24 protein-coding genes, 1 tRNA gene and 1 riboswitch are annotated in these 23,907 nt (G+C 64.7%); of the genes, 10 read left to right on the forward strand and 15 right to left on the reverse strand.

What is annotated here, in order from left to right; genetic code table 11:
* The first annotated feature begins 8 nt into the window (after positions 1–8).
* Positions 9–506: a 2-amino-4-hydroxy-6-hydroxymethyldihydropteridine diphosphokinase gene (gene folK, locus KHY18_RS10595; protein WP_213299114.1), complete on the forward strand. Its 498-nt coding sequence runs from the start codon at positions 9–11 to the stop codon at positions 504–506.
* Between the two features lie 145 nt (positions 507–651).
* Here folK and KHY18_RS10600 read toward each other — a convergent pair whose 3' ends face one another.
* Together KHY18_RS10600 and KHY18_RS10605 are read right to left on the reverse strand one after the other, a co-directional pair.
* Positions 652–1,620: a Bug family tripartite tricarboxylate transporter substrate binding protein gene (locus tag KHY18_RS10600; protein WP_213299117.1), complete on the reverse strand. Its 969-nt coding sequence runs from the start codon at positions 1,618–1,620 to the stop codon at positions 652–654.
* A 167-nt stretch (positions 1,621–1,787) separates the two neighbouring features.
* The gene (locus KHY18_RS10605; protein WP_213299120.1) at positions 1,788–2,846 is read right to left on the reverse strand and encodes a CDP-6-deoxy-delta-3,4-glucoseen reductase; all 1,059 of its coding nucleotides are present in this window, start codon (positions 2,844–2,846) and stop codon (positions 1,788–1,790) included.
* 62 nt (positions 2,847–2,908) lie between these two features.
* Here KHY18_RS10605 and KHY18_RS10610 point away from each other — a divergent pair, with 62 nt between their 5' ends.
* Positions 2,909–3,847, forward strand: coding sequence for an SDR family oxidoreductase (locus KHY18_RS10610; RefSeq protein WP_213299123.1), 939 nt, complete (start codon positions 2,909–2,911; stop codon positions 3,845–3,847).
* Here KHY18_RS10610 and KHY18_RS10615 read toward each other — a convergent pair.
* Both KHY18_RS10615 and KHY18_RS10620 read right to left on the reverse strand, forming a co-directional pair.
* Positions 3,844–4,476, reverse strand: coding sequence for a DUF4124 domain-containing protein (locus KHY18_RS10615; RefSeq protein ID WP_213299126.1), 633 nt, complete (start codon positions 4,474–4,476; stop codon positions 3,844–3,846). The two genes, KHY18_RS10610 and KHY18_RS10615, sit on opposite strands and share 4 nt — an antisense overlap.
* A 24-nt stretch (positions 4,477–4,500) precedes the next feature.
* Positions 4,501–5,127 carry a flagellar basal body L-ring protein FlgH gene (locus KHY18_RS10620; protein ID WP_213299129.1) on the reverse strand — a complete coding sequence of 209 codons (627 nt, stop codon included), beginning with the start codon at positions 5,125–5,127 and terminating at the stop codon, positions 4,501–4,503.
* 297 nt (positions 5,128–5,424) lie between these two features.
* Positions 5,425–5,579, forward strand: a riboswitch (FMN riboswitch).
* A 96-nt stretch (positions 5,580–5,675) separates the two neighbouring features.
* Between KHY18_RS10620 and KHY18_RS10625 the strand changes: the two genes are divergently transcribed.
* The gene (locus tag KHY18_RS10625) at positions 5,676–6,197 is read left to right on the forward strand and encodes a 6,7-dimethyl-8-ribityllumazine synthase (RefSeq protein ID WP_213299132.1); all 522 of its coding nucleotides are present in this window, start codon (positions 5,676–5,678) and stop codon (positions 6,195–6,197) included.
* 111 nt (positions 6,198–6,308) lie between these two features.
* Here the strand turns inward: KHY18_RS10625 and KHY18_RS10630 are convergent, their stop codons facing one another.
* The gene (locus tag KHY18_RS10630; protein WP_213299135.1) at positions 6,309–7,220 is read right to left on the reverse strand and encodes a LysR family transcriptional regulator; all 912 of its coding nucleotides are present in this window, start codon (positions 7,218–7,220) and stop codon (positions 6,309–6,311) included.
* Positions 7,221–7,335: 115 nt separating this feature from the next.
* Here KHY18_RS10630 and KHY18_RS10635 point away from each other — a divergent pair, with 115 nt between their 5' ends.
* Positions 7,336–7,989 carry an NAD(P)-dependent oxidoreductase gene (locus tag KHY18_RS10635; protein WP_213299137.1) on the forward strand — a complete coding sequence of 218 codons (654 nt, stop codon included), beginning with the start codon at positions 7,336–7,338 and terminating at the stop codon, positions 7,987–7,989.
* A gap of 163 nt (positions 7,990–8,152) precedes the next feature.
* A complete protein-coding gene (locus KHY18_RS10640) occupies positions 8,153–9,322 on the forward strand; it encodes a sugar transporter (RefSeq protein WP_213299140.1) in 1,170 nt (389 codons plus the stop codon).
* Between the two features lie 144 nt (positions 9,323–9,466).
* Here KHY18_RS10640 and KHY18_RS10645 read toward each other — a convergent pair whose 3' ends face one another.
* Together KHY18_RS10645 and KHY18_RS10650 are read right to left on the reverse strand one after the other, a co-directional pair.
* Positions 9,467–10,180, reverse strand: a complete 714-nt coding sequence (locus KHY18_RS10645; RefSeq protein ID WP_213299143.1) for an LrgB family protein — start codon at positions 10,178–10,180, stop codon at positions 9,467–9,469.
* Complete coding sequence (locus KHY18_RS10650) at positions 10,177–10,533, reverse strand: CidA/LrgA family protein (RefSeq protein ID WP_213299146.1); 357 nt, start codon at positions 10,531–10,533, stop codon at positions 10,177–10,179. The genes KHY18_RS10645 and KHY18_RS10650 overlap by 4 nt, the downstream gene beginning before the upstream one ends.
* 176 nt (positions 10,534–10,709) lie before the next feature.
* On the opposite strand from KHY18_RS10650, the gene KHY18_RS10655 reads away from it, so the two are divergent.
* Positions 10,710–10,928 (forward strand): hypothetical protein, encoded by a 219-nt coding sequence (locus KHY18_RS10655; protein ID WP_213299149.1) that lies wholly within the window; start codon positions 10,710–10,712, stop codon positions 10,926–10,928.
* Between the two features lie 241 nt (positions 10,929–11,169).
* Here KHY18_RS10655 and KHY18_RS10660 read toward each other — a convergent pair whose 3' ends face one another.
* Positions 11,170–12,786 carry a S41 family peptidase gene (locus KHY18_RS10660; RefSeq protein WP_213299151.1) on the reverse strand — a complete coding sequence of 539 codons (1,617 nt, stop codon included), beginning with the start codon at positions 12,784–12,786 and terminating at the stop codon, positions 11,170–11,172.
* 284 nt (positions 12,787–13,070) lie between these two features.
* On the opposite strand from KHY18_RS10660, the gene KHY18_RS10665 reads away from it, so the two are divergent.
* Positions 13,071–13,418 carry a bacteriocin gene (locus KHY18_RS10665; RefSeq protein WP_213299153.1) on the forward strand — a complete coding sequence of 116 codons (348 nt, stop codon included), beginning with the start codon at positions 13,071–13,073 and terminating at the stop codon, positions 13,416–13,418.
* A gap of 95 nt (positions 13,419–13,513) precedes the next feature.
* On the opposite strand, the gene KHY18_RS10670 is transcribed toward KHY18_RS10665, so the two are convergent.
* From KHY18_RS10670 to KHY18_RS10690, 5 genes are all read right to left on the reverse strand, one after another.
* On the reverse strand, positions 13,514–15,070 hold the full coding sequence (locus KHY18_RS10670) for a methyl-accepting chemotaxis protein (RefSeq protein ID WP_213299155.1): 1,557 nt from the start codon (positions 15,068–15,070) through the stop codon (positions 13,514–13,516).
* 497 nt (positions 15,071–15,567) lie between these two features.
* Positions 15,568–16,155, reverse strand: coding sequence for a hypothetical protein (locus KHY18_RS10675; RefSeq protein ID WP_213299157.1), 588 nt, complete (start codon positions 16,153–16,155; stop codon positions 15,568–15,570).
* On the reverse strand, positions 16,148–16,969 hold the full coding sequence (locus KHY18_RS10680) for a hypothetical protein (protein WP_213299159.1): 822 nt from the start codon (positions 16,967–16,969) through the stop codon (positions 16,148–16,150). Before KHY18_RS10680 ends, KHY18_RS10675 begins: the two co-directional genes overlap by 8 nt.
* Positions 16,970–17,313: 344 nt before the next feature.
* Positions 17,314–17,577, reverse strand: coding sequence for a BrnA antitoxin family protein (locus tag KHY18_RS10685; protein WP_249729039.1), 264 nt, complete (start codon positions 17,575–17,577; stop codon positions 17,314–17,316).
* A 247-nt stretch (positions 17,578–17,824) separates the two neighbouring features.
* Positions 17,825–17,909 (reverse strand) — tRNA-Leu (locus KHY18_RS10690).
* Between the two features lie 41 nt (positions 17,910–17,950).
* On the opposite strand from KHY18_RS10690, the gene cysM reads away from it, so the two are divergent.
* Genes cysM through KHY18_RS10705 form a run of 3 tightly spaced genes read left to right on the forward strand, consistent with a single transcriptional unit; the run spans position 17,951 to position 19,701 of the window.
* Positions 17,951–18,856 (forward strand): cysteine synthase CysM, encoded by a 906-nt coding sequence (gene cysM, locus KHY18_RS10695; RefSeq protein WP_213299162.1) that lies wholly within the window; start codon positions 17,951–17,953, stop codon positions 18,854–18,856.
* Positions 18,857–18,913: 57 nt separating this feature from the next.
* On the forward strand, positions 18,914–19,462 hold the full coding sequence (locus KHY18_RS10700; RefSeq protein WP_213299165.1) for an NUDIX hydrolase: 549 nt from the start codon (positions 18,914–18,916) through the stop codon (positions 19,460–19,462).
* 11 nt (positions 19,463–19,473) lie between these two features.
* Positions 19,474–19,701, forward strand: a complete 228-nt coding sequence (locus KHY18_RS10705) for a sulfurtransferase TusA family protein (RefSeq protein WP_213299168.1) — start codon at positions 19,474–19,476, stop codon at positions 19,699–19,701.
* Positions 19,702–19,908: 207 nt separating this feature from the next.
* On the opposite strand, the gene galU is transcribed toward KHY18_RS10705, so the two are convergent.
* Together galU and KHY18_RS10715 are read right to left on the reverse strand one after the other, a co-directional pair.
* On the reverse strand, positions 19,909–20,799 hold the full coding sequence (gene galU / locus KHY18_RS10710; RefSeq protein ID WP_213299172.1) for a UTP--glucose-1-phosphate uridylyltransferase GalU: 891 nt from the start codon (positions 20,797–20,799) through the stop codon (positions 19,909–19,911).
* Positions 20,800–20,871: 72 nt separating this feature from the next.
* A complete protein-coding gene (locus tag KHY18_RS10715; RefSeq protein ID WP_213299175.1) occupies positions 20,872–23,781 on the reverse strand; it encodes a valine--tRNA ligase in 2,910 nt (969 codons plus the stop codon).
* Positions 23,782–23,907: the final 126 nt, after the last annotated feature.

The following is a 23,907-nucleotide window of genomic DNA, read 5'->3' on the forward strand; positions in this document are numbered from 1 at the left end:
CGGGGTCCATGTCAGAAGTCCGTGCCTGGGTGGGCCTGGGCGCCAACCTCGGCGACCGCGGCGCAGCCCTGGCCCGCGCGGTGCAGGCGCTGGCCGCCATGCCCGAGACGCGGGTGGCGAATGTCTCGGGTCTGTATGCGAGTGCGCCCATCGACGCCGGCGGCCCCGACTTTTTGAATGCCGTGGTCGAACTGCGCACTGGTCTTGCGCCACTGGCCCTGCTCGACGCGCTGCAGGCCATCGAACTGGCGGCCGGGCGCGAGCGCCCCTACCGCAATGCGCCGCGCACGCTCGATCTTGATTTGCTGATCTATGCCGATCAGCAACTGGTGTCCGAGCGCCTGACCCTGCCGCATCCGCGCATCGGTGAGCGCGCATTTGTGCTGCTGCCGTTGGCGGAGATTGCGCCGGAGCGCGTCGCTTCTGCGCAGCTCAAGGCCGTTGAGGACCAGCGTATCGAGCGGGTCGAAGGGCCGCAGTGGGTGGGGCTGTTGAACGGTTTTTGAGTGCGGGCCGGGCTCACCACGAACGGTTTGTGCCCGTTTGCCCTGGGCTCAAAGGAAAGCGGCATTTTTGCCAGCAGCGCGCGATTGCCCATGAAAAAACCCCGCCGCAGTCGCCTGCAGCGGGGTTTTTTCATGGAGCGCCAGATCAGTCGACCTTGGCGCCCGAAGCCTTGACGACTTGTTGGTACTTCTTGCGTTCGGCGGCCATGAACTGGTCGAAGGCCGCGGGGCTGGAGGCCACGGGTTCAGCCATCAGCATTTCGAAACGCGTCTTGGTTTCGGGTGCCTTGAGCGCGTCGGTGAACGCCTTGTTGAGCTTGTCGAGCACGGCTTGCGGCGTGCCTGCGGGCGCCACCAGGCCCCACCAGGTGTCGATCGAGAAGCCGGGGAAAGTCTTGGAAAGCGCGGGCACGCCGGGCAGCAGCGAGGTGGGTGCGAGCGAAGTTACGGCCAGGGCCTTGAGCTTGCCCGAACGGATGTTGGGCGCGGCGGCGGCCAGGTTGTCGATGTTGAAGTCGACTTCGCCGGACAGCAGCGCGAGCTGGGCCGGGTTGGCGCCGCGGTAGGGCACGTGCAGCGCGAAGATGCCGGCCTTTTGCTTGAGCATTTCACCGGCCAGGTGGCCGGCGCTGCCGTTGCCGCCGCTGCCGTAGTTGAGCTTGCCGGGATGGCTCTTGGCATAGGCCAGCAGGTCGGCAATGCTGTTGATCTTGTTGCGTTCGGCGAAATCGGCGTTCACCACCAGCACATTGGGCACGCGCACCATCTGCGTGATGCCCGCGAAGTCTTTACCTGCGTCATAAGGCATGCGCGAGTAGAGCCAGGGGTTCACGGCGTGCGTGGCGGTGGCCGCGAGGCCGATCGTCAGGCCGTCGGGCGACGCCTTGGCAATCGCATCGGCACCGATGTTGCCGCCGGCGCCGGCCTTGTTTTCAATGATCACCACGCCCAGCGTATCGCGCACGCGTTCGGCGAGTGCGCGCGACGTGATGTCGAGCGGTCCACCCGGCGCATAGGGCACGATCAGGCGGATGGGTTCTTGGGCTTGGGCGAGGGGGGCTGCCAGGGCCGCGGAGGCGGCGAGGAGCGAAAGGAGACTGTTGCGGCGATTCATTGCCTATCCATTCTTGCAAAAAAACTGCATCCCGTCGTCAGTGCAAACCAGGAAATGCAGTTTTCTTGCGCGAATGTGCCAATTTAGGGCCGCGCTGGCAGCCCAAGCGTGGCTTGGCTCAGGGTTTGTGCGCGTGGCGCGGCGCGGCCGGTGAGGTCGGCGAGGGTTCAGGCGGGTGCGTGCTTGTCGGCTTCGGACGTGAACGCGTCGGCGTAGAACTCGTCTTCGGGCAGACCGCCCTGGCGCGTATAGGCCGTGCGGGCCGAATCGACGACGATGGGCGCGCCGCAGGCATAGACCTGGTGGCCGCTGAGATCGGCGAAGTCATCGAGCACGGCCTGGTGCACATAGCCCGTGCGGCCGGTCCAGGCGTCTTCGGGCTGGGCGTCGGAGACCACGGGTACATAGGTCAGGAACGGCAGGTTCTCGGCCTGTTCGCGAATCCAGCCGTCGAGGTACAGGTCTTGCGGCCGGCGCCCGCCCCAGTAGAGCGTGACGGGGCGCTTGAAGCCCAGGTGCTGCATGTGCAGGATCAGCGCCTTGATGGGCGCGAAGCCCGTGCCCGATGCCAGCAGAATGACCGGCTTGTCGCTGTCTTCGTGCAGATGGAAGCTGCCGAACGGGCCTTCGATGCGCAGGATTTCCTTTTCTTTCAGCGTCGCGAACACATGGTCGGTGAACTTGCCGCCGGGCATGTGGCGGATATGCAGTTCGATGCCCGGCGCGGTTTCCTGCAGGTGGGGCGGCGTGGCCATCGAGTAGGCGCGGCGCGCGCCGTCGCGCATGATGAACTCGACATACTGGCCCGCGTGGTAGCGGAATTTTTCCATCGCCGGCAGCTGCAGGCGCACCTGCATCACGTCGTGCGCCATCTTCTCCAGCGCCGCGACGCGCACCGGCATCTTCCTGACCGGGAACGCGCTTTCATCGGTGACCTGGCGCGACTCGAGCACCACGTCGCTTTGCGGCGTGGCGCAGCAGGTCAGCACATAGCCCGCGGCCTCGTCTTCGGGCGTCAAGGCCTTGGCCTGGTGCGTGCCGTGCACCACGCTGCCGCTGAGCTTCTTGCACTTGCACGAACCGCAGGCACCGTCCTTGCAGCCGTAGGGCATGCCCACGCCGGCGCGGATGGCGGCGGACAGAATGGTCTCATCGCCCTGGCTCGCAAAGGCGCGGCCGCTGGGCTGCACGATGATCTGGTGGGTGGGGTTCGCAATCGGGGTCATGTTCTCGTTATCCTAGGAGCTTTTCTGGGCCGGGATGGCCGGCCCGCATAACAGGGTGAATTTTGCCTTCAAACCAAAACCCTCTCGGCGCGCGGCCGGCGCGCTTTCGCCGCCAGCGCCTGCTGATCATCGGCTGCGGCGATGTGGGCCAGCGCGTGGCCAAGGCGCAGCGCGGCGTGCGGCTGCTGGCGCTGACCTCGTCGCCCGAGCGCTGCGCTGAACTGCGCGCGCAAGGCATCACGCCGCTGCTGGGCAATCTCGACGAGCCGCGCAGCCTGCGCCGCCTCGCGGGCCTGGGCACGCGCGTGCTGCACCTCGCGCCGCCGCCGGCCGCATCCGAGGAGACGCCGCGCTGGTGGCTGGATCCGCGCACCACAGCGCTGGTGCAGGCATTGCGCCGGCGCGCCCTGCCGCAGGCCCTGGTCTATGCCTCGACCAGCGGCGTCTATGGCGACTGCGGCGGCGCCTGGGTCGACGAAAGCCGCCCGCCCGCGGCGCATACCGGGCGCGCGATGCGCCGCGTCAACGCCGAGCGCACGCTGCGCTTTGCGGGCCGTCAGGGCCTGCGTGCGAGCATTCTGCGCATTCCCGGCATCTATGCGCCCGATCGCGTGGGCGGCACGCCGCGCGCGCGGCTGCTGCGCGGCACGCCGGTGCTGCGACGCGAAGACGATGTCTATACCAACCATATCCATGCCGACGATCTGGCGCGTGCCTGCCAGGCGGCGCTGTGGCGCGGCAGCGCGCAGCGCGTCTACAACGTCGCCGATGCGAGCGCCATGCACATGGGCGATTACTTCGACTTCGCTGCCGATCTGTACGGCCTGCCGCGGCCGCCGCGCGTCTCGCGCAGCCAGGCCCAGGGCGAGCTGCCGCTGACTTTGCTGAGCTTCATGGGCGAATCGCGCCGGCTGCGCACCACGCGCATGGCGCGCGAGTTGCGCATCGCGCTGCGCTACCCCACGGTGGCGCAGGGGCTGCAAGGCCAGCCGGTGCGTTAACGCGGATAGATGTTGCCGTTGCGGTCGTAGCAGCGGAACACGTTGCAATGCGTGATCTGCGGGCGCGGCGGCTGCACCTGTGGCGGCAGCGGGCGTTGCGGGCGCGGCGGCTGCACGATGATCACCGGGGCCGACGGCACAGCTGACTGGGCGCGCGACTGTTCGAGTTCTCCATAGGCTTTCGGGCCCAGGCAGTCGAGTTCCATCTGCTGGCGCGCGGCCGCGCGCTGTTCGGCATAGGCCGGCGAAGTGGCGCGACCAGGGCGGTTGAGCAGGTCCTGCAGTTGCTGGCGTGAATCGGCGCAGCGCGCGCTTTCGGCCGGTGAGACCGGCGCCGCGGGCGCAGCGGGTGCGGGAGCCAATGCCGCCGCCGCGGCTTCCTCGCGCAGGCGCTGTTCCTTGCGCGCAATGGCCTGTGCGGCCTCCTCGCGTTCACGCGCCAGCGCTTCGGGGCTGCGCGCGGGCAGCACCTGCTCGGCCTGGCGGCCGCTGTCGCAGCTGCCGTCGGTGTAGGTGACCGCACCGGTGCGCGCATCGGTGCAGCGCAGCACCTGGCCATGGGCCGACGCTGCGCCAAGGCATAGCGCGAACAGGACCGCGCCCAGAGCGCGGCCGTGATGGGCAGGCATGCGCCGCGTCATGGCCTAGAAGCCTCAGCTTCCGCGGTCACCGCGCGGCACGCCGGGGCGATCGCCATCGCGCGGGCCGCGGCGGTCGTCATCGCGGTCGCGTTGCGGCCGTTCGCGCGGTGGCTGCTGCTGCTGCTGCTGCTGCTGCTGCTGCGCACGCTGGCGTTCGGCCTGGGCGCGTTGCTGATCGCGCTGCTGATCGCGCTGGCGTTCCGCCTGGGCGCGTTGCTGATCACGCTGGCGCTCGGCTTGCTGGCGGTCGTTCTGGTGGCGCTCGCGTTCGGCTTGCGCGCGCTGCTGATCGCGTTGCTGGTCACGCTGGCGCTCGAACTGATCGCGCTGGCGCTCGCGTTGCATGCGGTCACGGTCACGTTCCCGTTCGCGGTCCATGCGCATGCGTTCCATTTCGCGGCGCTCATGTTCGCGCCAGGCGCGTTCGTCGCGCCGGTCGGGCACGACATAGATCGGCGCGCTGCGGTAGATGGTCGTGGGCTGGTCATACACAATCGTACCGGGAGCGCTGTAAACCCGGCCTGGACTTTGGTAGACCGGGCCCGGGCCGTCGTAATAAGGCTCTGGCGGCAGCACGCAGCCCGTGACCAGAATGGCCAGGGTGCTCGCGGCCAGCAGGCGTATGGAAATGGTGCGCATAGGTCTCCGTCAGGTGGTGCATCCCTGGCAGCGCGGCTGCGCGCCGCGGATGCGGTGGGCGCCCTGCGTCGCTGGCCTGGGCGCAATGCGGTGGGAACCGCGATGCTTTCTTGTTATACGCGCGGCCTATGCTTTTGGTTGACGGAATAGAGGCCGTCCACAGAAGCTTTGCCTTGCCGCCATGGTTGTAGCCAGATGTAGCTGGATCATCCATGTTGTGCAGAACAGTTTTGCGCCCGGCTTGCGAACGGACCGCGCCAAGTGCCGATAGAATCAACAACGGCCCCCGCGTGGGGCCAGCGTTCTCAGGGCGGGGTGCAATTCCCCACCGGCGGTATCTGTGGCTCGACCACAGCAGCCCGCGAGCGCCTGCGGCCGTCCAGGCCGCAGGGTCAGCAGACCTGGTGAGACTCCAGGGCCGACGGTCATAGTCCGGATGAAAGAGATCGCGCATTTCCTCGCAGCCGCAGTGCGCCCGAATTTCGGCCCTGTGGCCGCGCAGCTTCGCGCGCGCCCTGATTCATGTTGTCAACGTTTATCCACTTGTCATGAATCAGACTTCCACTGCTGTCGTTTCCTCCATTTCTTCCGCCGTTGCCACCGCCCCTGCCTGGGCCGGCGTGGCGCGCAACAGCCGCGTCGCGGTCATCTGCGCGAGCTGGCACACCGATGTCGTGCACCAGGCCCGCGATGCGCTGGTCGGCGAGCTGACCCAGCATGGCATGCCCGCCACGCAGATCGCGCATTTCGACGTGCCCGGTGCGTTCGAGATTCCCTTGATGGCCAAGCGCCTGGCGCTCAGCGGCCGCTTTGACGCGATCATCGGCTGCGCGCTGGTGGTCAATGGCGGCATCTACCGCCACGAGTTCGTCTCCAGCGCCGTGATCGATGGCCTGATGCGCGTGCAACTCGACACCGACGTCCCCGTGCTGTCGGCCGTGCTCACGCCGCGCGACTTCCACGAGCATGCCGATCACCTCGAGTTCTTCCGCGCCCACTTCGTCAAGAAGGGCGTCGAAGTCGCGCAATCGTGCCTGAGCGCCATCGCCCAGTTGCAACGCGTGGAGTAACAAGGCCCCCACGCTTGCTCGCTTCGCGTAGCCGCTGCCCCCCGAGGGGGCGCTCGCGGCTTGGGGGGGCCGCCGAGGTGCGGCCCTGCGCCGCTCGGGCTTTTCGCAAAGTTAAGACGCCGGCCTGCTGGCCGTCTGCACGCCCGGCAGCTGCGCCAGATAGTCCTGCAGCGCGGCGATCGCCTGGCGCACCTTGGCGGGCTGGGCGTCGCGCTGCGGCGTCATGGCCCAGATGTCGAGCCCGCCCAGCGTCCACTGCGGCAGCAGCCGCGCGAGCCGGCCTTGCGCAATGGCTTCGCTGACATCCATTGCCGCCAGCAGCGCGGGGCCCAGCCCGGCTTCGCACATCTGCTGCAGCGACCAGTGGTTGTTGCTCGCGATCAGCGGCTGCAGCCGCCACTGGTAGGCGGCTTCGGTCGGGTGGCGGCATTCCCATTCGAGGCGACCGTTCATTCCCAGCCAGCGCGCGCCCGCGAGCTGCGCGGGATGGTCGGGCGCGCCATGCTGCGCGACCCACTGCGGCGCGGCGCACAGCCACCAGGGCATATGGCCCAGACGGCGCGCGGCCCAGCCCGAGTCGCGCAGATCGCCGAAGCGTATCGCCAGGTCTACACGCCCCTGCACCAGATCGATGGGCGCGTCGTCGACCAGCAGCAGCAGGCGCAGCGCCGGATGGCTGGCGAGCCAGCTGCCCAGCGCGGGCGCGATATGGCGCGCAAAACCCACGGGCGCGGCGATGCGCAATTCGCCGCTGGGCGCGTCGCGCTCGGCCGCGAGTTCGAAACGCGCCTGGGCTGCGGCCGCGCACATCGCCGCGCATTGGGCATAGAAGCGGCTGCCCGCATCGGTCAGCGTCAACTGGCGCGTGGTGCGGTGCAGCAGCGTGACGCCGCCCGCGCGTTCGAGCTGGCGCAGCTGCTGGCTCACGGCCGACGGGCTCATGCCCAGCGCGCGCGCCGCGCCGCTCATCGAACCATGCTCGACCACCTGGGCGAAGATCGCCATGCGTTTGAAATCGTCCATTAGCGCCTTTGATTGTGAAGCCCAGCTTCAAGGTGATTGTCGCAGGCCAGGACTACCGCGGTGCGGCGGCCAGGCTTAAGCTGAGGCCTTCTTCACAGTCTTCTTGGGAACAGATATGAAAGTCGCATTGATTGGTGGCACGGGCTTTGTCGGTTCGGCGCTTCTGGACGAGTTGCTGCAGCGCGGTCATGAGGTCGTGGCGCTGGCGCGCGATCCGCAGAAATACACGCCGCGCGCGGGCCTGACCGTGGTGCGTGCCGATGTGCAGGACGCACAGCAGGTGCAGCAGGCCGTGGCCGGCAGCGACGCCGTGGTCAGCGGTTTCAACGCCGGCTGGGCCAACCCCGACATCTATGCCGACTTCATGAAAGGCTCGCATGCGATCCAGGACGGCACCAGGGCCGCGGGCATCAAGCGCTACATCGTCGTCGGCGGCGCGGGCAGCCTGTATGCGGCGCCCGGCGTGCAGATCGTCGACACGCCCGAGTTTCCGGCCGCGATCCGCGACGGCGCGCGTGCGGCGCGCGACCTGCTCAAGGAATTGCAGGAGCAGGAACAGCAGCTCGAGTGGACTTTCCTGAGCCCGCCCATCGGCTTCCATCCGGGTGTAGGCACCGAGCGCACCGGCAAGTACCGCGTGGGCAAGGACCAGCCGCTGATGAACGGCGACCAGCCGGGCAGCATTTCGGCGGCCGATCTGGCGGTTGCCGTGGTCGACGAACTCGAGCGCCCAGCGCATGTGCGCGCACGTTTCACGATCGCGCATTGAGACACCGGGCCGGGGCTGCCCCGGAGCGGCATAAGGGCACTCGCTGCGCGGGCGCGCAAGTACGGTCGGGCGGCTATGCTCCGGGCCGTGGTTGACAAGCCCTCCGGCGCAGGGGGGCGTCCACGCTCCCTTGCGTCTCTAATGCGTGCAGCGCGCGCTCCCCATGCCCACTCCTTCTTCTCAACAACCCACCTCCTGGCTGGCGGTGGTCGCTTTGGCTATTGCAGCCTTTGTTTTCAATACCAGTGAATTCGTGCCGGTAGGCCTGCTCAGCGGCATAGGCGCGAGCTTTGGCCTGCCGGCCGAACAGGTCGGGCTGATGCTGACGCTTTACGCCTGGATCGTCGCGCTGGCCTCGCTGCCCTGCATGCTGCTGACGCGCCACATCGAGCGGCGCAAGCTGCTGATGGGCGTGCTGCTGGTGTTCATCGTGAGCCACATGCTGTCGGGCATCGCCACCAGCTATGCGCTGCTGCTGGTCAGCCGCGTCGGCGTGGCCTTGTCGCACGCGATCTTCTGGTCCATCACGGCGTCGCTCGCGGTGCGCCTCGCGCCCGCGGGCAAGAAGGCGCAGGCACTGAGCCTGCTCGCGGTCGGCACTTCGCTGGCCATGGTGCTGGGCATTCCGCTGGGCCGCGTGGTCGGCGAACTGCTGGGCTGGCGCACCACCTTCATGGCGATTGGCGCGGTCGCGGCCCTGGCCATGCTGTGCCTGTTCCGCCTGCTGCCCTTGCTGCCCAGCGAGAACGCGGGATCGCTGAGCAGCGTGCCCATGCTGCTGCGGCGCAGGTCGCTGGCCTGGCTGTACGTGTTGCTGGCCGTGGTGGTCACCGCGCAGTTCACCGGCTACAGCTACATCGAGCCGTTCGTGCAGGATGTCGCGGGCCTGGGCAGCGAAAGCATCACGCTGGCGCTGCTGCTGTTCGGCGGCATGGGCCTGGTCGGCAGTCTGCTGTTCAGCCGCTGGGGCATGCGCTATCCGCGCCGCTTCCTGCTCAGCGCCTGTGCCGGGCTGGTGCTGTGTCTGTGGCTGCTGCTGCCCGCGGCAAGCCATGCGCTGAGTCTGTACGCCGTGGTGTCGTTCTGGGGCATAGGCATGATCTGCTTCGGCCTGGCGATGCAGTCGCAGGTGCTGCGCCAGGCGTCGGATGCGACCGATGTGGGCATGGCGATGTTCTCGGGTATCTACAACATCGGCATAGGCGACGGCGCGCTGCTGGGCAACCAGGTCATCCAGCATGCGTCGCTGGAACACATAGGCTGGGCGGGTGGCGCGCTGGCGCTGGCCGGACTGCTGTGGTGCGCCTGGGCCGGCGCGCGCTGGAAAAGCTGAGGCCTGGCTTGCAATGGCTGCCTAAAAATCAGGCAGCCATTGAATTTCCTTTTCCCGACAAGCACTTGGGTCGCTTATCCCCGGCAAGGGAGGCACTTGTCCACATGCTTGGGGGCCTGGCGCTGGGATAACTCCCTGTGGCGGTCAACGTCCGAGCAGCGCCAGGCACAGCGGCATCAACAGCGCGGTGGCGACGCCGTTCAAGCCCATGGCCAGGGCGGCGAATGCGCCCATGGTCGGATGAATCTGCAGCGCGCGCGCCGTGCCTATCGCGTGCGCGGTCAGGCCCAGCGCAAAGCCTTGCTCGGCCGGGTCGCTCGAGCGCAGCAGGCGCAGCAGCAGCGGCGCGAGCATCGCGCCCGCGATGCCGGTGATCGCCACGGCGACCGCGGCCAGCGAGGCCGTGCCGCCATAGCGCTCGGCCATGGGCAGCGCAATCGGTATTGTGGCCGACTTGGGAGCCAGCGCCATCAGCGTGGCATCGTTTGCGCCGAACACCCAGCCCAGGCCCAGCGCCGAGAGCAGGGCCACGACGCAGCCCACGAGCAAGGCCACGGTCAGCGGCAGCCACAGCGCACGGATGCGCGCGCGCTGCGCATACAGCGGCAGCGCGAGCGCCACGGTGGCCGGGCCTATGAGCAGGCCCAGGAACGCGACGCCGCTGCGGTAAGTCGCGTAGGGCGTGTCGGTGATCAGCAGCACGCCGACAACGACAATCACGGCGGTGAACACCGGAATCAGCAAAGGATGGCAGCCGCTGCGCCGATACAGCGCCATTGCGGCGAGGTAGCAGCCCAGCGTCAGCACCAGCCAGGGCAGGGGCGAAGCCGCGAGCCAGGATCCAATGGAGGCGCTCATGACTGGTCCTTGCGCGCCTGCCAGCGCAGCATCCAGCGAAAGCTCAGCAGCGTCGCGACGAAGGTGAGCGCGGCGCCGAGAATGCAGGCCAGCACGAACGGCTGCCATTGGCTCGCCAGATTGTCGAACTCGAGCATGACGCCGGCGATCACGGGAATGAACAACAGCATCATGTTCTGCAGCAGCACCGAGCCCACGCGTTCGAGCGCCTGCGGCGTGCGGCCGTGGACGATCAGCGCCGCGAGCAATAGGAGTGTGCCGACCAGCGCCCCGGGCAGCGGCAGGTGGGTGATGTGGACAATGGCTTCTCCCAGCAGTTGAAGCGCGAACAGGGCGGTAATGGCGTAAAGCATGGGCAAGGAAAAAAGATCAGGAAGGCCCGCGCAGTCGCAGCGCGGCCAGCCCGATCATCGCAGGACGGCGCAGAAAGTGCTCGCGGACGCTTGCGCATCCGTGCTCAAGAGAATACGCTGGCATCTGTTAGCGCGTCCCTATCAACCGGCTGCCAGTTCGCGGCCAGGAGAGTGCCATGACCACCAGTGACCACCTGCTGCATTTCGAGCCTACCGTGGACGAGTTGGCTGCGCTCAAGAAGCTCGAGATGGGTGAAGCGATTTCGCTTGAATCCGCGGCGCGCGAACATATTTCCAAGCGCTTGCTCGAATTTGGGCTGGCCCATCAGGATGCGGCGAAAAAGTGGTCCATCACCCCGTTGGGACGTGACCTGATACGCCGACAGGAAGATTGATGCGGGCGCGGGCTGATATATTGGCCTGCGCAACGCACTGAACACGAGACGCAAACCGCGGCGACAACGCACCCGCGGCCTGCGGGTTCTCCCTATGCCTCAAATTGCGGCAAGATAGCCCGTGGGCAATCTAGTCAAGGACTTGGCGCGCTTTTTCACATGCTGGTCACAGCTTGTCCACAGCTTTGTTCTTGGCATCTGTGGAAAAAAAGCATCAGCCTGCGCAAGGGCGTCCCCGTCTTCAACGCGCCTGCATAATGCGGTTGCTCAGCCCATAAGACTCGCGCAGCAGGGGAACGGCACCCGCTTGCTCCGATGCATTGTGGCGCGCAGGCTCGGTTCCGGCCACGGCCGCCGGGCAGGTCCCGCTCGCAATGTAGCTTAGCGCTGCGGCCATGCGGGCCTCGCGTGGATCGCCCAGCGCGTGTTCGAAGTCGTCGGGCACGCTGCAAGTGGGCGGCATGCCGTTGGCATAGTCGCCGAATCCCTTGGCGTTCTCGGTCTGGATCTGGATGCTGAAATAGGTGTTGCCGCAGTTCTCCACGGGAAAGAATCCGTAGGGCTTGCCGCAGGTGGTGGCACCTATCCTCACCACGTCGATGTCGATGCCCTGCAAGCCATTGATCAGCGATTCGCTGGCCGAACAGGTGTCGGAACCGGTCAGCACATAGACACGGCGCAGGTCGAGGCTGGGCAGGGGCAGGCCCGTGGGCAAGGCGTTGCCGCTGCCCGTGGCAAGAAACGGCAGGGGCGGCAGGCCCCGCCCGCTTTTCTGGATCTTGTCATTGAAGATCGCACGCTCGAACACCTTGTCTCGGCTGCTCTGTTCCCCGGCGATCATGTAGGCGAGCTGGCTCGCGAGGTATACGTAGCCACCGCCGTTGTAGCGCAGGTCGACGATCAGTTCTGTCGCGCCTTCGTCGCGCAGTTGATATATGGCCTGCGCCAACTGCAGTTCCGCTGTGCGGATATGCGCGTTGAACTGCAGGTAGCCGACCATGCGGCCGTTCGGGCCGGCAAAAGTCTTGACGTTCTGCACCGGCGACGAAGTCACCTGCGCGGACGCCATTGTGACGGTGCGCGGCTCGGTCGCGCCGGCGTCGAGGAGGGTGAACTCGGTGCGCACGCCTGCGCTTCTGGGTTGCAGCGCCTTGACCAGGGCTTGCAGGCGTTCGGGCTGCGTCTCGTTCACCAGATCGATGCCATTGACCTTCAGTACCCTGGCACCGCGCGCAATGCCGTTTCCGGGTGCGGCCGCCGGTGAGCCGGGCTCGGTGTAGACCACGACCAATTCCCTGGGCGTAGCGTTTTGCCGCACCACCCATCGCATTCCATAACCCGGATATGCGCCGGCCATCGAGACCGCATTCCATTCTTCCGTACGGTAGAAGAAGTGGAACTGGTCTTTAGGCGCGCCCGACGGTGTGAGCGCCGTTGTCTTGAGCAGCGCGAAGTATTCGGGCGTGGTGTGGAGCGCGGGGTTGCGGTCCTCGACTTCGTTGTACCAGAGGTAGTTGTCGTGGGTCCAGGAGCGCAGCCAGTGGTTTTCATCCAGCGTGCTGCCCCAGCCGTCGGGGTAGTGCTCTCCGGTGTAGGGGTCTATGCCGGTGCGCGGCGCAGCGCAGCGGTGGGCCTGGGATGCGGTGGGACGAAACAGCCCTGCGACCCAGTCCGCGACAGTGGACGGAAAGCTCGGCGGGCCCGAGGTTTCGGGCGGCCCGAGGTGCGTGCCTGGACCAACCTCCTCAAAGCCGCCCCCGCCCCCGCCGCCGCAGGCCGCGAGCGCGACCACGGCGCCGCCAAGACACAGTCGTGCCAGCCAGGGGCTCAAGGGGAGGGTGGGGCAAGACTTTGGCATGGCACAGTCCTTGAAACAGGTCGATGGGTGGCCGCGCAGCGCGGTGGGCCGCGGCACGCCGTTGCGAATCAAAGATAACGTTGTGCGGGGAGACTTCTTGCCAGTGAACGCCGTGTGCCGCAGCCGGTTCGCGGCGGCATGCGGTCACTGCGCGTATCGGCTGCGGGCAAGGCATCGGCTGACAGCGTCGCGGCCATCCTGACGGCGGCCGGCGCGCGGCGCGCGCGGTACAACCGAGTGACAGCGGGCGCGCAGCCCGCAGTCACTTGTCCAAGGAGAGCCGCATGACCACACCGATCAACCCACGCCCATCCGAACATTCCACCGACCCTGATCTCGCCGAGCAGGCCAAGCCTGGCCATGGCGTGCCTTCGCAGGACCCCGATCCCGCGGCCCAGGTGCGGCTGTCGCCTGAAGACGCCGAGCGTGAGTCGGGTTCCGTGCTGATGGGCGGGGGGCTGGTGGCGGGTGCGGCCGCGGGCGCCGCAGTGGGGGCCGCGATCGCCGGGCCGGCGGGCGTGGTTGTTGGGGGCGTGGTCGGCAGCGTGGCGGGCGCCTTGGGCGGCGCTGCCGCGGGTTCGGCCGCCGTCGATTCCGATCCATCGTCAGAAGCCGTCAAAAAACAGCCCTGACGCCTTTTTCTTTCGCGATGTCTCCGTGCCGGCTCCTGCCTGCACTTGCCCGCCTGGCCTTGCGCCGGCGGGCTTTTTTTGCGCTTGACGACGGCTTAGAGCTTGAACGACGCGGTGAGGCGCGACAGCTTTTCCGACTCGTCCTGCAAGACCTGGGTCGCGGCCGACGACTCTTCGACCAGGGCAGCGTTCTGCTGGGTCACGCGGTCCATGTCGGTCACGGCCTGACCGACCTGCTGAATGCCGCTGCTCTGCTCGCGGCTTGCCGAAGCGATTTCCGTCACGATCTCCGTGATGTTGCGCACCGTGGAAACCACTTCGCGCATGGTCTGACCCGCCTGGTTGACCAGCGTGGCGCCCGCGTCCGCGCGCTCCACCGATGCCTGGATCAGCGTCTTGATCTCGCGCGCCGCCGAGGCGCTGCGTTGCGCCAGCGTGCGCACTTCACCTGCGACCACGGCGAAGCCGCGGCCGTTTTCACCCGCACGCGCGGCTTCCACCGCGGCATTGAGGGCGAGGATATTGGTTTGGAAAGCGATGCCGTCGATCACGCCGATGATGTCCACCACCCGGCGCGAAGACGTGTTGATCTCGCCCATGGTCGCGACCACTTGCTCCACCACCGCGCCGCCGCGCTCGGCGACCGTGCAGGCGCCGGTGGCGATCTGGCTGGCGCGCTGCGCGTTTTCCGCGTTCTGTTGCACGGTGGCCGTCAGCTCTTCCATGGACGCAGCGGTTTCCTCCAGCGAGCTGGCCTGCTGTTCGGTGCGCTGCGACAAGTCCAGTCCGCCCGTGGCAATCTCGCCGGCCGAATGGTGGATCACGCCGGCAGTCTCGTGGATGCGCGTCACGAGCTGGCGCAGCTGCGCGCTCATGCGTTCCACGGCCGCAATCACGCTGCCTTCAGGCGCGCGCGATGCTGCTTCCAAGCCAGACTGCGACAGGTCACCGCCCGCGATGCGGTTGGCGATCTCGGCGGCGAATGCGGGCTCGCCGCCGATCGCGTTGAGCACGCTGCGCATGGTCAGCCAGGCGATCACCGCGAGCAAGGCGGCCAGCACCGCCAGCACCACCAGCGACTTGATCAGCGAGGCGACAAACGCCTGCTGTATGTCGTCCACATAGTCGCCCGCGACCAGATCCCAGTTCCATGAGGTGGAGCGCTTGACATAGGCAATCTTCTCGCTGGGCTCCTTCGCGCCGGGGCGCGGCCACCAGTACGAGATGATGCCGTTGCCCTGGGCCGAGGAGCCCACGGCGGCAATGGTGCGATACAGGTAACCGCCCTTGGCGTCCTGGAAATCGCCCATGAACTTGCCGTTGAACTTCGGCGTGGATGGATTGTTCAGCACCACCGAGCCCGTGGTGATGTTGGTGATGTAGCCGTTGCCGCCGGCATAGCGCAGCTGTCCCACGCGGACAATGGCCGTGGCCTTGGCGTCTTCTTCCGACAGCTTGCCCGCCTTGGCCTCGGCCGCGATGCCGGCAATCATGCTGTCAGCCGAATCGACGAAATCGCGCAGCGCCTGCTGGCGTGCCTCATAGGCCTTGTCGCGCGCCTGATAGGCGTTGAAAAGCGTCAGCGTCAGCAGGGCCAGCAGACAGAAAGCCAGAGGGGCCAGAAGTTTCTGGCGTAGGGACAGGGAGGGCATGGATGGGTTTTCAACGGGGGGTAAGACGGTCGCAATGCTACAGAAGCTTACCCAGCGGTTGCACCTATTTACATTTGTCTTTGTTGCATTTATGTCGCATATTTGACAAATATTTGTGGCGTATCTTTGGCGGATATCAATGCATGGGCGCATCGGGTGTGCTTGGCTTTGGGGCGTTGGACGGAGCGCCGATCGCACTGTTGACACCCTGCCTTGCACATTTTTTCTTCGGCCATACAGCTGGTGCCGGCCGCTGCCTCCTGTGGAGTTGCCGGCGGTCGTGCCGCTGGGCGGGGTCGCTGGCTGTTTGTGCTGCGATGGGGGACGTATGGACCAAGCAGCACTGTCGCCATGTTGACTAGCTTGTTTTCTGCTGCGGTCAGGGGAATGGTGAAAGAAAAAAGCCACCCGAAGGCGGCTTTCGCAGGAGTTGAAGTGCCCGCAGGCTGACGAAAAAACGCGAGCCTGTCGGCCTTCGCCAAGCGCTGTGGCCTGCTTCAGTTTCGTATGGCCATTGACTGCACGGCCTCGATGAACGCGTTTATTTTTTCCGCCGGGCCTATGCCGGAGCGGTCATAAGCAAACACCTGTTTTCCATGCTTGCTCGATGAATAGAAATATTGACCGGAATTTGCTGCGGGTTCGGTGTAAAAAAGCACATCGTAGTCAGGCGATGGCTCTGCGGAAACATTCATGCTGGACGCATCCCGAATTTCGACTTCTTTGTAAATTCCACGTTTTTCCACGCCTTCGAACATGGCGCGTGTGAGCTTGTAATTCGACTTGCTCAGATTTTCGATGAGAACTACAGATTTACCCTGTGGTGGCGTGTTGCGATTTGCAGCTGTGACACGCTTTATGTTTTCAGCGAATAGCGCCATCTCGCCAGGCAGTATGGCCACCAATTTTTTCTCTGTCAACGGTGCCGGCAGTTTGCTCACTTGCGCAAGGGTGCCTGAATTTGTTTTCTCGACAGCTGCCTGGAAGCGCTTTTCGCCTTTGTAATTTTTACCGTCGAGGTTGTAGGTGTTTGCGCATCCAGCAAGAACGCCGACCGCCAATAAAGCCCATATCATTTTATTCATGAATAATCTTCCCATTAATGGAGTTGCATTTCTTCAAAGTGGTTTGCACGGGCGCAAGAGAGCCTAATTTGCAACTCACGGTGCTTTCGTCGGACCTTTGGGTGACGTCCGGTTGTGGATTTTCAAGCCCCACAGGCTGTTTGACGCCATTCGCTGCCTGATAGGATGGCATCAGTTTTTCGTGCTGGACCGCTGTCTGGGCCAGGTAGCGACTTCTCAAGGTTTCAGGCGTCAGCGTACAAAGTTCCTGGCTTGGTGCCACAGTGATGTCAGGCAGAATTATGCAAAGCCCTGCAGTGTGGCGAAAGGGCTCGGTCGAATATACATCTCTATTGATGATATTGCCGTTCTGCAGTCTGATGGTATATCGGAATTGATACCGCTGTTGCGCCGGTTTATTGAGAGCAGAGCCAATCAGACCGCCTAGCAAGGCTACGCCTAAATGGGTTTTGGCTGAATAGCTGCCACCGCTGAAAGCTCTGTCTATATAGGCGGCGTCTGCTATGGCGCTCCCAAGCACGGTGCCGCCCACCGAGCCGGGCGTTGATCGGTCCACACCCTGGTTATCGATCAAAAGACCGAATGAATCATTTCGAAAAACTTCAATGAGATAGGTTCGCTGAATTTCCGCGCGTTCCTGAGGTTCCAGGACACTCCATGCCGATTCTGAAACTCCAAGCATTGCCATGGCTTGTGCATTCGAGGACAGCAATGCTGCGATAAACAGAACCCACCTCATGAGAACCTCTTTGTGCTGGTGCAAGTTGTCGTTTTTGTCGAGTTTCGTCTGAAGTTTTTGCACGATGATATGCATACTTTTGCAAACTATGTAAGTAAATTTTACATGCAATTTCGCTGAGGATGGAGTGCTGCCGTTGGAATCGCCGCAGAGCGCGAAGCTGCCGTTGCGAAAAAACCATCAAATCCACGGCTGCCGAGCCAGCCAAGCGAGCGCCACATTCGAGGTTGTGCAGGGTTGTCGCAAACGCATAGCCGTTATTTACCAGCCGTTTTTGGGCAAGGTCTGCCGGTCAAATCCATAAGGCTCTGTGCCTCGCAGACAAAAACTGGCTTCTTGCGTTTTTCAAGTTGCAGCGATGCACGTCGGACAGCGCTGATGACTACATCGCTGTCTTGAATTTTCCCTCGTTCACGGCTTCATGCCGAACCTCTTGACGCGGGTTTGCCAGCCCTTGCCGCTTCCTTCATGCCATCGAGTACATCCGCATCAATGCGCGTTGTGATGGGGGTCTTGGGCCGCTGCGCCGTTGGCCGACCGCGGCGCATGAGTGGCTTCATCCTGGCTGCCAGGCCCGCTATGATTTCCATCGTTTCCGGGTCAACTGCAATGCCGCTATTGATTGCAGCATCTTCGGCATTCGTTGGTACGATGAGTCCCGCTTTACTCAGACGCTTGTTCATAGTGTTTTAACGATATGAATTCCGGTCAGTGCAGTTCGCTTCAGGATACGTGCGTGACCTGGTTGCCATGGCTTGACGAACGGACGGGGGCCTTTGACGAAGGTCGCGCTGGCTCATGCAGGCCCCGTTTTTCCATGCCCCCATGGTGGGCATTTGGGGTTTGTGCGCCTCAATCTCTCTGCTGCGCAGGCAGAAAAGAACATGAAAAAAGCCGTTAAGTTCTTGAAACTTAACGGCTTTTTGCGTTTGGTGCCCGGGGCCGGAATCGAACCGGCACACCTTTCGGTGGGGGATTTTGAGTCCCCTGCGTCTACCAATTTCACCACCCGGGCTTGAATTTGTGCAGACGCGAATTATGGCACATTTGAGGCTTATGAAAACGTATTTGACCATCGAAGACGCAATCGGCCAGACGCCCCTGGTTGCGCTGCAACGTATTGGCGCTGAGGACAACAAGGAACGCGGCAACGTGATTCTTGGCAAGCTGGAGGGCAACAATCCGGCGGGTTCGGTCAAGGATCGACCGGCGGTGTCCATGATCCGTCGCGCCGAGGAGCGTGGCGAAATCAAGCCCGGCGATACGCTGATCGAGGCGACTTCGGGCAACACGGGTATTGCGCTGGCCATGGCCGCGGCCATCAAGGGCTACCGCATGGTGCTGGTCATGCCCGAAGACCTGTCTGTCGAGCGTGCGCAGACCATGAAGGCCTATGGCGCCGAGTTGATCCTCACGCCCAAGAGCGGCGGCATGGAATATGCGCGCGATCTGGCCGACCAGATGGTGCTGCAGGGCAAGGGCCGCATCCTGGACCAGTTCGCCAATCCCGACAATCCGCGCGCCCACTATGAGACCACGGGCCCCGAGCTGTGGGAGCAGACCGGCGGCGAGATCACCCACTTCGTGAGCGCGATGGGCACGACCGGCACCATCACCGGTGTCGCCAAGTACCTCAAGGAAAAGAATCCCGCGATCCGCATCATCGGCGCCCAGCCCCAGGAAGGCTCGCGCATTCCGGGCATTCGCAAGTGGCCCGAGGAATACATGCCCAAGATCTACGACGCTTCGCTGGTCGATGAGACGGTGTCGGTGAGCCAGGACGACGCCGAAGACCTGTGCCGCCGTCTGGCGCGCGAAGAGGGTATTTTTGCGGGCATTTCGGCGGCTGGTGCCTGCTGGGTCGCGCAGGAGATTGCCAAGCGCGAGAAAAACGCGACCATCGTGTTCGTGGTCTGCGATCGCGGCGATCGTTACCTGTCCACCGGCGTCTTCCCGGCCTGATCCGGGCGCGCGCCGGTCTTTGCTGCGCTGGCAGCGTTTCTGTCCAAGGATCTGCGCATGCAGTATGAAACCCGGTTTTGCAGCCATTGCGCGACGCCGCTGCAGTGGCTCACAGTCGCTGAAGATGGCGGCGACGTGCAGCGTCTGCGCTGCGCGGCCTGTGGCTGGACGCACTGGAACAATCCTACGCCGGTGCTCGCGGCCATCGTCGAGCATGAGGGCCGGGTGCTGTTGGCGCGCAATGCGGCCTGGCCCGAGAAAGTCTTCGGGCTGATCACCGGGTTCATGGAGGCCGGCGAATCGCCCGAGCAGGGGATTGCGCGTGAAGTGCTGGAGGAAACCGGTCTGGTGGTGCAGTCGCATCAGCTGATCGGTGCCTATGAGTTCCTGCGCATGAACCAGGTCATCATTGCCTACCATGTGGAGGCGACGGGCCAGGTGCGGTTGTCGCCCGAGTTGCTCGAGTACCGGCTGGTCGCGCCCGAGAAGGTGCAGTGCTGGCCCGCCGGCACGGGGCAGGCGCTCGCGACCTGGCTGCGCAGCCGCGGCCATGAGCCGGAGTTCATCGATTTCTGGCGCCGCGACGAGAATGCAGCGACGGCTTAAAATGCAGCGCTATGGACATCCACAAAGAAATCGATACCCGCGGTCTTAACTGCCCTCTGCCCATCCTCAAGGCCAAGAAGGCCCTGGCGGAGATGGTGACCGGTCAGCTGCTCAAGGTGGTCGCCACGGACACCGGCTCGATGCGCGACTTCCAGGCATTTGCCAAGCAGACCGGCAATGAACTGGTCGAGCAGCAGACGCAGGGCAGCGAGTTCATTCACATATTGCGTAGGCGCTGAGCCCTTGCAGCCTTCGACAAGCTCAGGGTGAGCGGTATTGTCATGTGGAGGGCAGGCCGTTCACCCTTCGACAGGCTCAGGGCGAACGGGGATTTTGAAGCCCGCTATTTCTTTTGAACGCCTTGCGAGACCCCGTCTCGCTTACCCCGCTCAGGACGAACGGTTGCGTTGAGCCTTGCGCAAGGCTCATGATGAACAGGTAAAAGATTAAAGCGCCAGCGTCTTGAGATACGCCCGGAAGTCGTCGCCGACCTGCGGGTGCTGCAGTGCCAATTCCACCGTGGCCTGCAGAAAGCCTTCCTTGCTGCCGCAGTCGTAGCGCTTGCCCTGGTACTGGAACGCATAGACGGCTTCGTGCGCCATCAGGCGTTCGATCGCGTCGGTCAGCTGGATTTCGCCGCCCACGCCTTGAGGCTGGTTGCGAATTTCGTGGAAGATGCGCGGCGTGAGCACATAGCGGCCGGCCACGCCCATGCGCGAAGGCGCGTCTGCGGGCGCGGGCTTTTCGACGATGCGGTCGACGCGCATCAGTGCGCCGCCCGCGGCTTCACCGGCGACGATGCCGTAGCGCTTGACCTGGTCCAGCGGCACTTCCTGCACGGCCAGCAGCGAGCGGCCCTGCTTCTGGAACGCTTCGGTCATCTGCGCGAGCACGGGCTTGCCGCCTTCGGGGCCGACCATCAGATCGTCGGCCAGCAGCACGGCAAACGGCTCGTCGCCGACCAGCGCTTCGGCGCACAGCACCGCATGGCCCAGGCCCAGTGAACGGTGCTGGCGCACGAATGCGCAGTTCATGTCGTCGGGCTGGATCGAACGCACGAGTTCGAGCAGCTCCTGCTTGCCGGCCGCTTCCAGTTCGTTCTCGAGTTCGTAGGCGGTATCGAAATGGTCCTCGATGGCGCGCTTGCTGCGGCCGGTGACGAAGATCATGTGGCGTATGCCCGCGGCATAGGCCTCTTCCACGGCGTACTGGATCAGCGGCTTGTCGACCACGGGCAGCATTTCCTTGGGCGAGGCCTTGGTTGCCGGCAGGAAGCGTGTGCCCAGACCGGCAACGGGAAATACGGCTTTGCGCACGATGGTTTTGGTGGTGGGCATGGAGTCTCTCTACGGGAAGCGGGGGACGGCGAGCGCAGCGCGCCGGGGGGCAGGCCCCCGGCGGTGCTGGTATCAGCCCAGGCGAGCGAGCTGGTCGCGCAGGCGGTTGAGCGTGGCACCGAACTCGGCGACGCGCTTCTTTTCCTGATCGATCACGGCCGGCGGCGCCTTGGCGACGAAAGCTTCGTTGCTCAGCTTCACGTTGGCACGCGCGATTTCGCCTTCGATGCGCGCGGCTTCCTTGGCCAGGCGGATCTTCTCGGCGGCGATGTCGATTTCGATGAACAGGCACAGGCGGATGTCGCCGACCACGGCCACGGGCGCGGCCTGGGCGGCTGCGGCCCAGCCGGCCTCGTCATCGAACACCTTGACTTCGCTGAGCTTGGCCAGCGCCTGCAGCACGGGGGCCACGGTGCGCAGGAACGCGCTTTCCTCGGCATTGCCGGCCACGGCGAACAGCGGCACGCGCTGAGCAGGCGAGACGTTCATTTCGCCGCGCAGCGTGCGGCAGGCGTCGACCATCGACTTGATGCGCGCCACATGGGCGATCGCGGCTTCGTCGATCTTCTCGGGCTGGGCCTGTGGGTAGCGCGCAATGCTCACCGACTCGCCAGGCAGGCCGGCGACGGGGGCGACCTTTTGCCACAGCTCTTCCGTGACGAACGGAATGATGGGGTGGGCCAGGCGCAGGATGGCTTCGAGCGTGCGGATCAGCGTGCGGCGCGTGGCGCGCTGCTGGGCTTCGCTGCCGTGCTGGATCTGGGTCTTGGCGATTTCGAGGTACCAGTCGCAGAACTCGTTCCAGACGAAGTCATAGAGCGTGTTGGCGACGTTGTCGAGGCGGAACTCGGCAAAGCCCTTTTCGATCTCGGCTTCGACCTTCTGCAACTGCGAGGTGATCCAGCGATCGCACTGGCTGAACTCCATGTAGCCTTCGAACGCGCCGCCGGTCTGGCATTGCGCCTTGGCGTGGTCCTTGAGGCCGCAGTCCTGGCCTTCGCAGTTCATCAGCACGAAGCGGCTGGCGTTCCAGAGCTTGTTGCAGAAGTTGCGATAGCCTTCGCAGCGCTTGCTGTCGAAGTTGATCGAGCGGCCCAGCGAGGCCAGCGCGGCGAAGGTGAAGCGCAGCGCATCGGCGCCGTAGGCGGGAATGCCTTCGGGGAATTCCTTTTGCGTGTTCTTGCGCACCTGGGGTGCGGTCTCGGGCTTGCGCAGGCCGACAGTGCGCTTGTCGAGCAGCGCGTCGATGTCGATGCCGTCGATCAGATCGACCGGGTCGAGCACATTGCCTTCGGACTTGGACATCTTCTTGCCCTGGGCGTCGCGCACCAGGCCGTGCATGTAGACATGCTTGAACGGCACGCGGCCCGTGAAGTGCGTGGTCATCATGATCATCCGGGCGACCCAGAAGAAGATGATGTCGTAGCCGGTCACCAGCACCGAGGAGGGCAGGTAGAGGTTGAAGTCGTCGTCGGAGGCGTCGGTCTGGTTGGGCCAGCCCATGGTGCTGAACGGCACCAGTGCCGACGAGTACCAGGTGTCGAGCACGTCTTCGTCGCGGCGCAGCGTCTTGCCGGGCGCCTTGGCCTGGGCTTCGGCTTCGTCGCGCGCGACGATCACATTGCCGTCTTCGTCGTACCAGGCGGGAATCTGGTGGCCCCACCACAGTTGGCGCGAGATGCACCAGTCCTGGATGTTGTTCATCCATTGGTTGTAGGTGTTGACCCAGTTCTCGGGCACGAACTTGACTTCGCCCGAGGCCACGGCGTCGATGGCTTTCTGCGTGATCGACTTGCCCGTGGCATCGCCTTCGCCGACCTTGGTCATGGCGACGAACCACTGGTCGGTGAGCATGGGCTCGACGACCTGGCCGGTGCGCGTGCAGATGGGCACCATCAGCTTGTGCTTCTTGGTCTCGACCAGCAGGCCCAGCGCGTCCAGATCGGCAACGATGGCCTTGCGCGCCACGAAGCGGTCCATGCCGCGGTACTTTTCAGGCGCTTCTTCGCTCACCGTGGCCTGCAGCGTCAGCACGACGATCATCGGCAGGTTGTGGCGCTGGCCGACCTGGTAATCGTTGGGGTCGTGCGCGGGCGTGACCTTGACCACGCCGGTGCCGAATTCCTTGTCGACGTAGTCGTCGGCAATGACGGGAATCTCGCGGCCCACCAGCGGCAGCGTCACGGTCTTGCCGATCAGGTGCGCATAGCGTTCGTCTTCGGGGTGGACCATCACGGCGGTATCGCCGAGCATGGTTTCAGGGCGCGTGGTGGCGACCACAAGCTGGCCCGAGCCATCGCTCAAAGGATAGGCGATGTGCCACAGCCAGCCGTCCTTTTCCTCGCTCTCGACTTCGAGGTCGGAGACCGCGGATTGCAGCTTCGGGTCCCAGTTCACCAGGCGCTTGCCGCGGTAGATCAGGCCTTGCTCATAGAGACGCACAAAGGTTTCGTTGACCACCGTGGACAGCTTGGGGTCCATGGTGAAGTACTCGCGCTCCCAGTCGACGCTGTCGCCCATGCGGCGCATCTGCGTGGTGATGGTGTTGCCCGACTGCTCTTTCCATTCCCAGACCTTGCTGACGAAGTTCTTGCGCGCTTCGGTGGGCGTGGGGCCCATGTCGTGGCGGCTGATGCCTTGTTCCTGCAGTTGGCGCTCGACGACGATCTGCGTGGCGATGCCCGCGTGGTCGGTGCCCGGCACCCAGGTGGTGTTGAAGCCCTTCATGCGGTGGTAGCGCGTGAGGGAATCCATGATGGTCTGGTTGAACGCATGGCCCATGTGCAGCGTGCCGGTCACATTGGGTGGCGGCAGCTGGATGGAGAACGAAGGCTGGCTGGTATCGGCCTGGCCCGTGCCGCGCACGCCGCCCGCGCCGTAGCCGCGCTTTTCCCACTCGGGTCCCCAATGGGCCTCGAGGGCTGCGGGTTCAAAGGATTTGGAGAGGCTGTCGAGGCCCGGCTGTGCAATGGAGTCGCTCATGGAGGGGGTGCCAATGCAAACGGCATCGCCCCCATTGAAGGGGGAAGATGCCGTCCACAGGGGTTAGTAGATGACGGATTGGCGTTGATTTTACCGACCCTGCCGGTCTGCGGGCGGGCCGGGCGC

The sequence above is a fragment of the Acidovorax sp. CCYZU-2555 genome (genome assembly GCF_018413525.1).
Classification (GTDB): Bacteria; Pseudomonadota; Gammaproteobacteria; order Burkholderiales; family Burkholderiaceae_C; genus Comamonas.